The organism is Sphingomonas sp. CCH5-D11 (assembly GCF_001557395.1).
GTDB lineage: Bacteria > Pseudomonadota > Alphaproteobacteria > Sphingomonadales > Sphingomonadaceae > Sphingomonas.
The window spans coordinates 1-12,844 of record NZ_LSKH01000042.1; the positions used below are offsets into that span (position 1 = coordinate 1).

The window sequence follows — 12,844 nt, forward strand, 5'->3', positions numbered from 1 at the left end:
TGCAGCGTCGGCGGGAATTGCCGCATCACCGCCTCGGCGCGCAGCGGATAGGCGGCCGGGTCGCCGAGCGGCACATCCTTCATGTAAATACTTGCAAGATCGGCCGGAAGGTCGCCCGCCCGGATCGGCTTGCCGGCGGTCAGCGGGTCCGACAGATAGGCACTGTCCCCGGCGTATCCCGCACCGGTGCCGCAGAACGTGCCGGCGGCGCCGGGCCGCGGCAGGCCATGGCTCTGGAACCACGCGACCGATTGGGCGGTAATGATCCCTCCGGCCGAACAGCCATAGATGCCGATATTTTCCGGCCGATACCGCTTCAGCAGTTCGCGATAGACCGCCGCCACGTCCTCCGACGCGGCCGGATAGCGATGCTCCGGCGCAAGACGGTAATCCACCGTCACCACCTTGACGCCCATGGTCGCCGCGATCGGGATCGCCTCCACCAGCGCGCCGCTGCCGCTGCCCCACATGAACGCGCCGCCGTGCACGTTGATCAGCACGCGCGCCGCATTGCGGGCGGTAGGCCCCGCAACCGGCGTCACCACGTCCACCGTGACACCGCCCATCCGCTCACGCCGCTCGCTCGTTCGGAAATGGCGCCGCATCTCCGCCAGGCGCTCGTCATTGTAGCGACCCCAAAAGGCGCGCGCCGCCGCGATGTCGTTGCCGAAATCGGGTGGGCGGACGGCCTGCTGGCGTACGATGACGCGCTTCGCCTCCTCGCTCAGCAAACTGGAGGGCGGCAGCGTCATCGCCGGCACCTCAACCGTCTGTGCCGCCGCAGGAGCAGCGAGCAGCAGCATTGCGAGCGCCATGCCTGATTTCACCATCGTCTCCTCCTTACCTGTTGCAGAAAGGCTGCACCCGCCACGGGATTGCGCAACACCGGTAGTTGTCCACCTCGACGGGCGGAATCCGCACTCCTATTTCGCGCCCATCAGGCCGCTACCGGGAGGAGCGGCGGAAGCAAAAGGATAAAGATCATGCTTTCCACCTTCATGAGCCGTCTCATGATTGGCACGGCCGCCGGCGCCATGCTCGCCGCCATGCCGGTTGCCGCGCAGACCGATCCCTCCGCCGCGCAGGCCGCGGATAGCGCACAGCGTGCCGAGCCGGAAACCGGACTTGTCGACACCGCCGCCCAGGCCGGCGAGGATATCGTTGTCGTGGGTACGGCAGGCGGCGGCACGCGTCGCCAGGACGCGTCCTTCGCCGTGACCACGCTGGGCAATGACGCGATCGAGCGCGCTGCGCCGAACAGCACCGCGGATCTGCTGCGCACCGTTCCGGGTGTCATGGCGGAAAGCTCTGGCGGCCAGAACGGCGCCAACATCTTCGTGCGCGGCTACCCATCGGGCGGCGACGCGCAGTTCGTGACGTTCCAATATGCCGGCACGCCGGTCTTCGCGCCGCCGACGCTGTCGTTTCTCGAGAATTCGCAGCTCATCCGCCTGGACGAGACGGTGCAGCGCGTGGAAGCCGTGCGCGGTGGCACCGGCTCGCTGTTCTCCAACGGCCAGCCGGGCCTGACGGTAAACGTGGTGCCGCGCATCGGCGGCAGCGAGTTCCATGGTCTCGCCAAGCTTTCGTACACCGATTTCGACGAAATCCGCGGTGACGCCTGGATTTCCGGCCCGATCGGCCCCGACACGGGCTTCATGATCGGCGGCTATTACGCGCAGAGCAACGGCATCCGCGATCCGCGCTACCGTGCCGAGCAGGGTGGCCAGATCACCGCAAACATTCATCATGATTTCGGCGACAAGGGCTCGGTCGAGGTTTACGCCCGTTACCTCAACGATCGCGGCCAGTGGCTGCTGCCGATCCCGGTTGTCGTGGATGGCGAGGATACCAGCCAGTATCCTGGCTTCGATCATGGCACCGGCACGCTGAACGGCCCGGACACGCGCGCCGTGCAGAACGTCGTCGGCCGCACCGTCGATCTGAAGGATGGCCGCGGCGCCAAGGTGATCAACACCGGCTTCACCTTCGACTATGAGGTGCTGGACGGTCTGCGCGTGCGTGAGCGCATGAGCTACATGGGCGGCAACGCCAACACGCTTGGCCTCGTGCCGACCGAGGCGCCGGTTGCCGCATCCGTCATGGCGACCCGCCTCGCAGGCGCCGGTGCCACCGTCTCCTCGCTGGTCTATGCCGATGGCAGCGGCGCGCTGGCCACTGGCGCCAACACGCAGGTGCTGCGCGCCGGCATCTGGGAAGTGCGCAAGAAGATCTCGTCCTTCGTGACGGACTCGGCGCTGGAGTGGACCAGCGGCAACAACAAGCTGACTGGCGGCTTCTACTACACCAACTTCACTTCGCGCGATCAGTGGGCATTGGGCAACCAGGTCCTCCTGACCGCAGAGCCGAACGCCCGCCGGCTTGACCTCGCCGTCACCAGCGCGGCAGGCACGGCGCAGCAGGCGACGCTGCGCGGCTTCACCAGCGGCCCCGCTTTCCAGGTGAGCGCCTGGTATGAAGGTCAGGATCTCGCCTTCTATGCGGTTGACGAGTTCCAGATCACGCCGGAACTGCGCATCGACGGCGGCATCCGCTGGCAGCGCCACATCGTGGACGGCACACTCAGCACGCCGCGTTCGGCGGCGCAGGGCGGCAATGTCGACCTCGATGGCAATCCGAACACGCTGTACGACAACAATGTCACCGTGCTCGGGCCGCTGCGCACGATCAGCTATCGCGACGATGCATGGTCGTGGACGGCGGGCGTGAACTACGACTTCAGCCGCAACCTGGGCGTGTTCGCGCGCTACAGCCGCGGCAACAGCTTCCCGCAGTTCGATAACCTGCGCGAGGCCAGCGCTGCCGACATCGCCAACAACACCGGCCTTGCGGTTGTTGCGGAAGTCGACACTTTCGAGGGCGGCCTGAAAGTCTCGACCGACATCGCCAACCTCTACGCCACCGTCTTCCACAACCGCTTCGACGGGCTGGCCACGACGACGATCATCAACGACGTGCCGACCAGCTCCAATGGCGGCGCGAAGGCAACCGGCGTCGAGCTTGAGGGCGTGCTTCGCCCGTTCCAGGGCTTCAGCCTGGCGGCCGCCGGTACGTTCCTCGACGGCACCTATCGTGATTTCTTCACGGGCAACGGGGCAATCGACAACACCGGCAATCGCGTGCAGCGTCAGCCCAAGTGGATGTGGCGCGTGACGCCGGCCTATGAACTGCCGATCGGCAGCGTGAAGCCGTCGCTGTTCGCCACCCTGCAATACACCGGCGATCGCTTCTCCGATCCGGAGAACAACCAGATCCTGCCGAGCTTCTACCAGCTCGACGCTGGTGTCTCAGTGACGGTGGCCGATCGCATTCGCCTGCAGGTGACCGGCAACAACCTGACCGACGAACTCGGTCTGACCGAACAGAACCCGCGCATCATCGGTGGCCAGGGCCAAGGCGTGATCCTTGCCCGTCCGATCCTCGGCCGTTCGTTCCGCTTCAGCGCAGCGTTCGAGTTCTGATACCTGTTTCCTCCCCATGCCGGGCATGGGGAGGATCAAATATCTGTGACCCCGGGGAGGCGGGGATCCATACCCGCAACGCATCGAAGGAGACGAACCTTCGGCGTTTATGGATTGCCGCCTTCGCGGGAATGACGGGTGGGAGTAGAAGCGGGCGATGGACAGACGTAACCTGTTGAAGGGCATCGCCGGAGTGGCCGCAGCTTCCGCCGCCCCCGCCTTTGCCCAGCCCGTCACCAGGCAGCGCAACGTGCTGCTGCTGATCTCCGACGACCAGGGCCTTGATCTTGGTTGCTACGGCGTCGCGGTAAAGACGCCGCGGCTCGACCAGCTCGCACGACAGGGCACGCTGTTCCGCCACGGTTATGCCGCCGTTTCGTCGTGCAGCCCCAGCCGCGCGGTGATCAACACCGGGCTCTATACGCACCAGAACGGCATGTATGGCCTGCAGCATGACGTGCACCACCAGTCGCTGCTGCCGGGCATCGAGACGCTGCCGGCGATGCTGCGCCGCGCCGGCTATGCCACGGCGCTGGTCGGCAAGAAGCATGTCGGCCCCGACAGCGCCTTTCCCTACGAGACAGAATTGGTGCCGGAGCGCGGCGGCATCCGCGACGTGCGCGAACTCGCGATCGCCGCATCCAGCTTTATCCGATCGACCAATAACCGCCCGTTCTTCGTGACGGTGGCATATAGCGATCCGCACCGCGCCGCAGTTGATTACGGCAACGACCGTGCGTGGCCAGGCGTGAAGCCGCAAAGCTATGATCCGCGCCGCGTGCAGATACCGGCGCATCTCCCCGATCTGCCCGCCGTGCGGCAGGATCTCGCGGAATATTATGAATCGCTCAGCCGCCTTGATGCGGGCGTCGGCATGATCCTCGACGATCTCGCCGCCACCGGCCGTGCCGAGGATACGCTGGTCATTTTCCTCAGCGACAATGGCCGGCCTTTCCCGGGCGCCAAGACCAATTTCTATGACGCCGGCATTCACCTGCCGCTGATCGTCCATGCGCCCGGCAGCGCGCCGGCGGTGAGCGATGCGATGGTCAGCTGGACGGACATCGCGCCGACCGTACTCGACTGGGCCGGGGTTGCGCCCCCGGCCGCGTACAAGCTGTCTGGCACTACGCTGCTGCCGATCCTGGGCGAGGCCGACGATCCCGCGCGCAACGCGATCGTCGCCAGCCACGACTTTCACGAGATCAACCAATATTATCCGATGCGCTGCATTCGCACGCGCACGCACAATTACATTCTGAATTTGGCCTATCAGCTCCCCTATCCGATTGCCGGCGACGTCGCGGGATCGCCCTCGTGGAAGGCGATCAGCGCCGATCCCGCGATCCGGCTCGGCAAGCGCGAGCAAGCCGCCTATCTCCAGCGTCCGGCGGAGGAATTGTACGACCTCACCCGCGATCCGGGCGAGCTTACCAACGTCGCCGCCGACCCCGCCTATGCCGCGGTGAAGGCGGAGCTGGCGGAACGGCTGCGCGCGACTCGGGCGGCGACCAAAGATCCCTGGCTCGCCGGGCAGACCGACCCTTATGCCCATGTGGGTGAGCATTGATGGCCAGGGGCATCGACCGGCGCGGCGTCCTGCTCGCCGGCACCGGCGGCGCCTTTGGCCTCTACACCTTTGCGGCAGGCGCCACACCGGCGCCCAAGCAATTGAAGCTCCGCCGCAGGCCGAACGCCCGTCCCAAGAACATCCTCGTCATCCTGACCGACGATCATCGCTACGACGCCATGGGCTTCATGAAGGCGCAGGACTTCGGCGACACCCCGACGCTTGATCGGCTGGCGCGTGAGGGCGTCCACTTCCGCAACGCCTTCGTCACCACGGCGCTCTGCTCGCCCAGCCGCGCGTCGATTTTCACCGGCCTCTACGCACACCAGCATCGCGTGGTGGACAACAACCATCCCATACCGCCCGGCCTCACCTATTACCCCGAATATCTTCAGGCCGCCGGCTACGACACGGCGTTCATCGGCAAGTGGCACATGGGGATCGAAACCGATGCGCCGCAGCCCGGCTTCGACCATTGGGTGAGCTTCAAGGGGCAAGGCACGTATCTGCCGAGCGCGGACGGGCTCAACGTCAATGGCCGCAAGGTGCCACAGAAGGGTTACATCACCGACGAACTGACAGACTACGCGCTGGACTGGATCGGTAGCCGGGACTCCAGTCGGCCTTGGATGATGCATCTGGCGCACAAGGCAGTGCATTCGGAGTTCATCCCGGCCGATCGCCACAAGGGTCGCTACGACAAGGAAACCTTCCGCTGTCCCGAGAGCATGAAGGCTGGCGTGCCGGGCCGGCCGATGTGGGTCGAGAACCAGCGCAACAGCTGGCACGGCGTCGACTATCCCTATCACGGCACGCTCGACATCGGCGATTATTACAAGCGCTACATGGAAACGCTGCTCGCGGTCGATGAAGGCATTGCCCGGATCATGGACCTGCTAGAGAAGCGCGGCGAACTCGATGACACGCTGATCCTCTACATGGGCGACAATGGCTTCATGTTCGGCGAGCACGGGCTGATCGACAAGCGCGCCGCTTATGAGGAATCGATGCGCGTGCCGATGCTGATGCGCTGCCCGTCGCTGTTCGGCGCTGGCGCCGTCGAACAGGTCGTCGCCAATATCGATGTCGCCCCGACGATGCTCGCAGCCGCCGGGCTGGAAGCCCCCGATGGCATGGCCGGCGCGAATATGCTGCCCCTGATCGGCGTCTCCCCGGCAAACGGCGGGGCTGCCGACGTGCCGTGGCGAGAGGAGCTGCTGTACGAATATTATTGGGAGCGGAACTTCCCACAAACGCCCACCGTCCACGCACTGCGCGAGGACCGGTACAAATACATCCACTTCCACGGCATCTGGGATCTGGACGAATTGTACGATCTCGCCGCCGATCCGCACGAAAGCGACAATCTCCTCGCCCGGCCTGGGCATGAGGACCTGGCCGAACGGATGAGTGCCAAGCTCTTTCGCCTGCTGGAAGAAACGAACGGCATGCAGATCCCGCTCAGCGCAGATGCGGGTGAGCGCAATGAATTGCGCGATCCGAAGGGCTCAGGGATGGCGCCCTTTCCGCCCCGCTTCTTCCGCCCGCCAGCCAAATGAGGGTTGCGTTCGCCGCCATCGCGCTGCTGATTGCGGCGCCGGCCATCGCACGCGAGAAGGCGGTCGATCTGGTTAATCCGCTCGTCGGCACGCTTGCTGATTTCGGACAGCTTACCCCGGCAGCCGTCGCGCCTTATGGCATGGTGCAGCTGGGCCCCGACACCACGCCGAAGAACCATGCCGGTTACGACTTCGCGGCGAGCCGGCTTCGCGGCTTTTCGCATACCCGCGCGGTAGGGGTCGGCTGCGGCGGCGGGGGCGGTGATCTGCTCATCTCCCTGCTGCCCGACAGTGCCGCCCCGCTCGCACCCATGGACAAGGCGAGCGAACGGGCCAGTGCCGGGCGATACCGGGTCACGTACGCCAACGGCATTGCCGCCGACCTGACCGCGACGCGCGGCGCCGGGCTGCTGCGCTTCACCGTGTCCCGTCCCGGTCGCTACATGCTGCGCGTCGACGCCGCCCACGCCTATACGAAGCGTCATGCCGCGACGCTCACCGCCACCCGCGGCGAGCTGTGGGCGACCATGACCGCCGGCACGGTCTGCGACCAAGGCGCTTACACGATCCACAGCGCCAGCCGCATCACCGTCGACGCGCGACCAAGCAGTGGCGCGACGGTAAGCGGTTCGGCCGCCCTCCTACCGCTGGATCTGAAGCGCGGCGCGATCGTGGAGGTGCGCACCGGGCTTTCTACCGTCGATCCCGCTGCTGCGGCCGCCGTGCGTGATATCGAACTCGGCACGCGCCCGTTCGCCGCCATCCTGCGCAACACCCGCGCGCAATGGCAGCGCGAACTTTCCCGCATTCAGGTGAAGGCGCCGCGCGAGCAGCGCGCACTCTTCTACACCTCGCTGTTCCGCGTCATGCAGACGCCCGTGGCGATCGACGATCCGGACGGCCGCCACCGTGGCAGCGACGGCCGGATCCATCAGTCCGCGCCCGGCCAGACCCGCTACACCAGCTGGGCGCTCTGGGATAACTACCGCACGCAGCTGCCGCTCATCGCGCTGATCGATCCCGCGCGCGCCGCCGACATCGCCCGCTCGCTCGTCGCGCTCGATGGCGAGGGCAAGCAACGCTGGTCGACGCGGACCGAGCCGTTCCTATCCGTGCGCACCGAACATGCCGGCATCGCGCTGCTCGATTTCCGCCGCCGCGGCATAGCCGGCTTCGACGCTGGCGCCGCGCTCGCCGGCATGGTGCGCGAAAGCGACACGCTTCAGCGTGACACCCCCGACCAGCAGATCGAAGCGGCGTATGACGATTGGGCGATCGCCGAGCTCGCACGCGATCTCGGCGACACCGCACTGGCGAACCGCTTTCATGCCCGGGCGCTCTCGTATCGGCCGATGTGGCGAAAGGTGTTCGAGAATCTCGGTCCCGACGCCGATGTGGTGAAGGCGCGCGGCCTCTATCAGGGCACGCTTTGGCAATATCGCTGGGCGCCGGTGTTCGATCTGGACTGGATGGTCGCCACACTCGGCCGTGACCGCTTCCTCGGCGAACTCGACACCTTCTTCGCGCGCGATCTCTACAACATGACCAATCAGCCCGACATCCAGGCGCCCTGGCTCTATGCCGCGCTCGGCCGGCCGGAAACGAGCGCGCGGATCGTTCACCGCTATCTGACGCAAGCCGTCGACCATCCCTATGCCAATGAGGGCAAGCGCCCGCAGCCATGGCACGGCCGCAGCTTCGCGCTCGCGCCGCAGGGCTATGCTGATGGCATGGACGATGATGCGGGCGCGATGTCGGCCTGGTACGTCTTCGGCAGCCTCGGTCTTTACCCGCTTGTGCCCGGCAGGCCGGAGTGGACGGTCGCTGCGCCGCTGGTGGAGCGCGCAACGGTGACGCTGGGGGACGGACGGGTGCTGGTGATCCGCAAGGACGGCAAGGATGCGCCGACGATCACCGTGGATGGCATGCCACAGCCGAGAGGCACGCTGATCCTGGAATAGGGCGACACCCCGGGCTCCGCTGCCTTGCCCGCGGGTCGGGAGAAGAAGAAGCAGGATCTCGGATCAGGTCCGGGATGACGGAGGGGGCTACCCTACCCCGAAGCTTGTCGAAGGGGCGTGCCACAAGCGCCACCGCTCCCGGCACGTTCGTCGAGAAGCTCAGCACGAACGGAGAAAGTGGATCAGCTCAGGTTCGGCCGTAGCCAGCGCTCGACCTCCTCCTTCGGCCGCCCGCGCCGCGTTGCATAGTCCGCCACCTGGTCCTGCCCGATTTGCGCCACCCCAAAATAGGCCGCGTCCGGGTGCCCGAAGTAGAAGCCTGATACTGCCGCGGTCGGCAGCATCGCCATGCTCTCGGTCAGCGTGATCCCCGCAACATCGCCAGTGCCATCCGCCAGCATGTCGAACAGCTCGGGCTTCAGCGTATGATCGGGGCAAGCGGGATAGCCCGGCGCCGGGCGGATGCCGCGATACTGCTCCCGGATCAGCGCCTCGTTGGTCAGCTGCTCGTCGGGCGCATAGCCCCACAAGGTCGTCCGCACATGCTGGTGCAGCCGCTCGGCAAAGGCCTCTGCGAAGCGATCGGCCAGCGCCTTCAGCAGGATGTCGTTGTAATCGTCGGTCTCGGCCTTGAAGCGCGCCAGATGCGGGTCGATGCCGTGGATCGCCACCGCGAAGCCCCCCATCCAGTCGCCCTGCGGATCGATGAAGTCCGCCAGGCACATGTTCGCCCGGCCCTCACGTTTCGCGACCTGCTGGCGAAGGAAGCACAAGCGCCGGCTCTCCTCGTTGCTTCGATCGAGATCGGGCACGCTAATATGCTCGGGCACGCTGCCGCCATCGGGGGTGCGATGATCGTCGGAGTGGCGGTGCTGCACGAACACGTCGTCGCCGTGGCGGTGGCACGGCCACAGGGCCGCGACACCGCGCGCGGTGAGCCACTTTTCCGCGATGATCGTGTCGAGCATCGCCTGTGCGTCCGCGAACAAGGAGCGGGCACTCTCGCCCACGATCTCGTCTTCAAGGATCGCCGGATAATTGCCCGCCAGTTCCCACGATCGGAAGAACGGGGTCCAGTCGATCGCTTCGCGCAGGTCCTCCAGGCTCCAATTGTCGTAGCGGTGGATACCGGGCTGAAGCGGCGCGGCGGGCTTCAGCGCCATGTCGGCGACGAAGCCATTCTCGCGCGCCTTCTCAAGCGACACGAGGTTGGATCCAGACGCATTGGCGCGCTTGACGCGCACGTCCTCATATTCCGCCTTGGTTCGGCTGACGAACTCGGCCGATTGCGATTCCGAGACCAGCGAGGTGCACACGCCGACCGCGCGGCTTGCGTCCAGCACATGGACCACCGCGCCCTGGTACGCCGGATCGATCCGCAAAGCGGTATGCACGCGGCTGGTGGTCGCGCCGCCGATCAGCAGCGGCATGGTCATGCCGGCGCGCTTCATCTCCTCGGCCACCGTTACCATCTCGTCCAGCGACGGGGTGATCAGCCCCGACAGGCCGATCATGTCGGCGTCATGCTCCTTCGCCGCGTCGAGGATCTTCGACCACGGCACCATCACGCCCAGATCGACGATCTCGAAGCCGTTGCACTGGAGCACCACGCCGACGATGTTCTTGCCGATATCGTGGACGTCGCCCTTCACCGTGGCGAGCACGATCTTGCCCTTGCCTTTCGCGCCCGGCTCCTTCGACGCCTCGATGAACGGCAGCAGATGCGCCACCGCCTTCTTCATCACGCGGGCGGATTTCACCACCTGCGGCAGGAACATCTTGCCCGATCCGAACAGGTCGCCGACGACGTTCATGCCGTCCATCAGCGGGCCTTCGATCACCTCGATCGGCTTCGCAGCCTGCTGCCGCGCCTCCTCGGTATCCTCGACCACGAAGGCGTCGATGCCGCGCACCAAGGCATGCTCCAGCCGTTTCTCGACCGGCCAGGTCCGCCATTCCAGCGCCGCCTTGTCGTCCGCCACCGCGCCCTTCTGCCCGCGGAAGCGCTCGGCGATCGCGATCAGCCGCTCGGTCGGCGTCTCGTCGTCACGCCGCGCCGGTCGGTTGAGGATCACATCCTCGCACGCCTCGCGCAATTCGGGATCGATCTGGTCATAGACGTCGAGCTGCCCGGCGTTGACGATCGCCATGTCGAGCCCGGCGGGGATCGCATGATAGAGGAACACCGAGTGCATCGCGCGGCGCACCGGCTCGTTGCCGCGGAAGCTGAACGACAGGTTCGACAGCCCGCCCGAGAAATGGACGTGCGGGCAGCTCGCCTTGATCCGCTTCACCGCCTCGATGAAGTCGACCCCGTAATTGTTATGCTCCTCGATCCCGGTCGCGACCGCGAAGACGTTGGCGTCGAAGATGATGTCCTCGGGCGGGAAGCCGATGCCGGTCAGCAGCTTGTAGGCACGCTGGCAGATCTCGACCTTGCGGTCCTCGGTATCGGCCTGCCCGACCTCGTCGAACGCCATGACGACCACCGCGGCGCCATAGGCCATGCACTTCTTCGCCTCGGCGAGGAACTTCTCCTCGCCCTCCTTCATGCTGATCGAATTGACGATCGGCTTGCCGGAGACGCACTTCAGCCCCGCCTCGATCACCTCCCACTTCGAACTGTCGATCATCACCGGCACGCGCGCGATGTCCGGCTCGGCGGCGATGCGCTTCAGGAACGTGGTCATCGCCTCGACCGCGTCGAGCAGGCCCTCGTCCATGTTGACGTCGATCACCTGCGCGCCATTCTCGACCTGGTTGAGCGCGACGGTGACGGCGGCGTCGTAATCGCCCGCCATGATCAGCTTCTTGAACGCCGCCGATCCGGTGACGTTGGTGCGCTCGCCGATGTTGACGAATTGGGTGGAGGAGGTGGTCATCGTTTTTCCTTCTCCCTCTCCCCGGTTGCGGGAGAGGGTCACTTCTTCTCCCTCTCCCCTCCGGGGAGAGGGTCGGGGAGAGGGGCAGTCACGAGCGTCACGCCCCCACACTGCCCCTCTCCCGACCTCACCTTACGGCTCGGCCACCCTCTCCCCGCACGCGGGGAGAGGGAGTCAAGTCACGCAGCCATGGTGAACGGCTCGAGCCCCGCCAACCGCGTGCGCACCGGCGGCTTCGGGACTACGCGCGGCGTCAAACCGCGCACCGCATCCGCGATCGCCTTGATATGCGCCGGCGTCGATCCGCAGCAGCCACCCAGCACGTTAACCTGCCCGGCGACCGCCCATTCCTTCACCAGCCCCGCCGTTGTCGCCGGCGCCTCGTCATAAGCGCCCAGTTCGTTCGGCAGGCCGGCGTTGGGATAAACCATGATCAGCGTGTCGCAGATCTCGCTCAATGTCTTCACATGCGGGCGGAGCTGTTCCGCCCCAAACGAGCAGTTCAGCCCGATCGTCACCGGCCGCGCATGGCGCACGGCATGCCAGAACGCCTCCACCGTATGGCCGGACAGGTTACGCCCCGACAGATCGGTCAGCGTCATCGACAGCATGATCGGCACGTCGCGCCCGAACGCTTCGGCGGCTTCGGACGCCGCCATCACCCCCGCCTTGGCGTTGAGCGTATCGAACACCGTCTCGATCAGAATGAAGTCGGCGCCGCCCTCGATCAGCGCATCGGTTTGCTCGCGATACACCTGCTTCAGGTAATCGAAGTCGATCTCGCGAAAGCCGGGGTCGTTGACGTCGGGCGAGAGCGACAGCGTCTTGTTGGTCGGTCCGATCGCCCCGGCGACGAAGCGCCGCCGCCCATCACGGGCGGCGAATTCATCCGCGATGCGCCGTGCCATCGCCGCGCTTTCGATGTTGATCTCGCGCACCAGGCCTTCCGCGCCATAATCGGCCTGACTGATGCGGTTGGCCGAGAAGGTGTTCGTCTCGGCGATGTCCGCACCGGCCTCGAAATAGGCGCGGTGAATCGACTCGGGGACCTCCGGCTTGGTCAGCGCGAGAATGTCGTTATTGCCCTTCTGGTCATGGCTCAGCCCCAGCGTGCCGGCATAATCAGCCTCGGAAAGCTTCCAGTTCTGGATCTCCGTCCCGAACGCGCCATCGGTGACGAGAATGCGCTCGCGTGCGGCGGCGAGCAGGGCTTCACGGGCGCCATCAGGCGCAAGACTGGCATGGCTGGGCATAACGCGCAGCATATAAAGATATCTTTATATGTTCAAGAAGCCTGTCAGATCGGACGTGTCGGCACGATCACCCTCCTCCCGTCGCCGCGCATCAAGATCTCGACCGCGACACCATAAGCAGCTGCGAGATGATCGCC

At 65.8% G+C, this 12,844-nt stretch carries 7 protein-coding genes; 4 read left to right on the forward strand and 3 right to left on the reverse strand.

From position 1 onward, the window contains the following. Nucleotides 1-830: alpha/beta hydrolase fold domain-containing protein (locus AX702_RS02875; RefSeq protein WP_066775915.1), on the reverse strand; the 830-nt coding region annotated here is incomplete at its 3' end. Nucleotides 831-983: 153 nt separating this feature from the next. Here AX702_RS02875 and AX702_RS02880 point away from each other — a divergent pair. The 4 genes from AX702_RS02880 to AX702_RS02895 all read left to right on the forward strand — a co-directional run bounded on the left by AX702_RS02880 (nt 984) and on the right by AX702_RS02895 (nt 8,572). Then, on the forward strand, nt 984-3,482 hold the full coding sequence (locus AX702_RS02880; RefSeq protein ID WP_231731700.1) for a TonB-dependent receptor: 2,499 nt from the start codon (nt 984-986) through the stop codon (nt 3,480-3,482). A 157-nt stretch (nt 3,483-3,639) separates the two neighbouring features. Beyond that, the gene (locus AX702_RS02885) at nt 3,640-5,052 is read left to right on the forward strand and encodes a sulfatase family protein (RefSeq protein WP_066775923.1); all 1,413 of its coding nucleotides are present in this window, start codon (nt 3,640-3,642) and stop codon (nt 5,050-5,052) included. Beyond that, a complete protein-coding gene (locus AX702_RS02890) occupies nt 5,052-6,611 on the forward strand; it encodes a sulfatase family protein (protein WP_066775925.1) in 1,560 nt (519 codons plus the stop codon). The genes AX702_RS02885 and AX702_RS02890 overlap by 1 nt, the downstream gene beginning before the upstream one ends. Beyond that, a complete protein-coding gene (locus AX702_RS02895; RefSeq protein WP_082745945.1) occupies nt 6,608-8,572 on the forward strand; it encodes a glycoside hydrolase domain-containing protein in 1,965 nt (654 codons plus the stop codon). Before AX702_RS02890 ends, AX702_RS02895 begins: the two co-directional genes overlap by 4 nt. A gap of 182 nt (nt 8,573-8,754) precedes the next feature. Here AX702_RS02895 and metH read toward each other — a convergent pair whose 3' ends face one another. Together metH and AX702_RS02905 are read right to left on the reverse strand one after the other, a co-directional pair. After that, nucleotides 8,755-11,454, reverse strand: coding sequence for a methionine synthase (gene metH, locus AX702_RS02900; protein ID WP_066775926.1), 2,700 nt, complete (start codon nt 11,452-11,454; stop codon nt 8,755-8,757). 179 nt (nt 11,455-11,633) lie between these two features. Beyond that, nucleotides 11,634-12,719: a homocysteine S-methyltransferase family protein gene (locus tag AX702_RS02905; RefSeq protein WP_231731701.1), complete on the reverse strand. Its 1,086-nt coding sequence runs from the start codon at nt 12,717-12,719 to the stop codon at nt 11,634-11,636. Nucleotides 12,720-12,844: the final 125 nt, after the last annotated feature.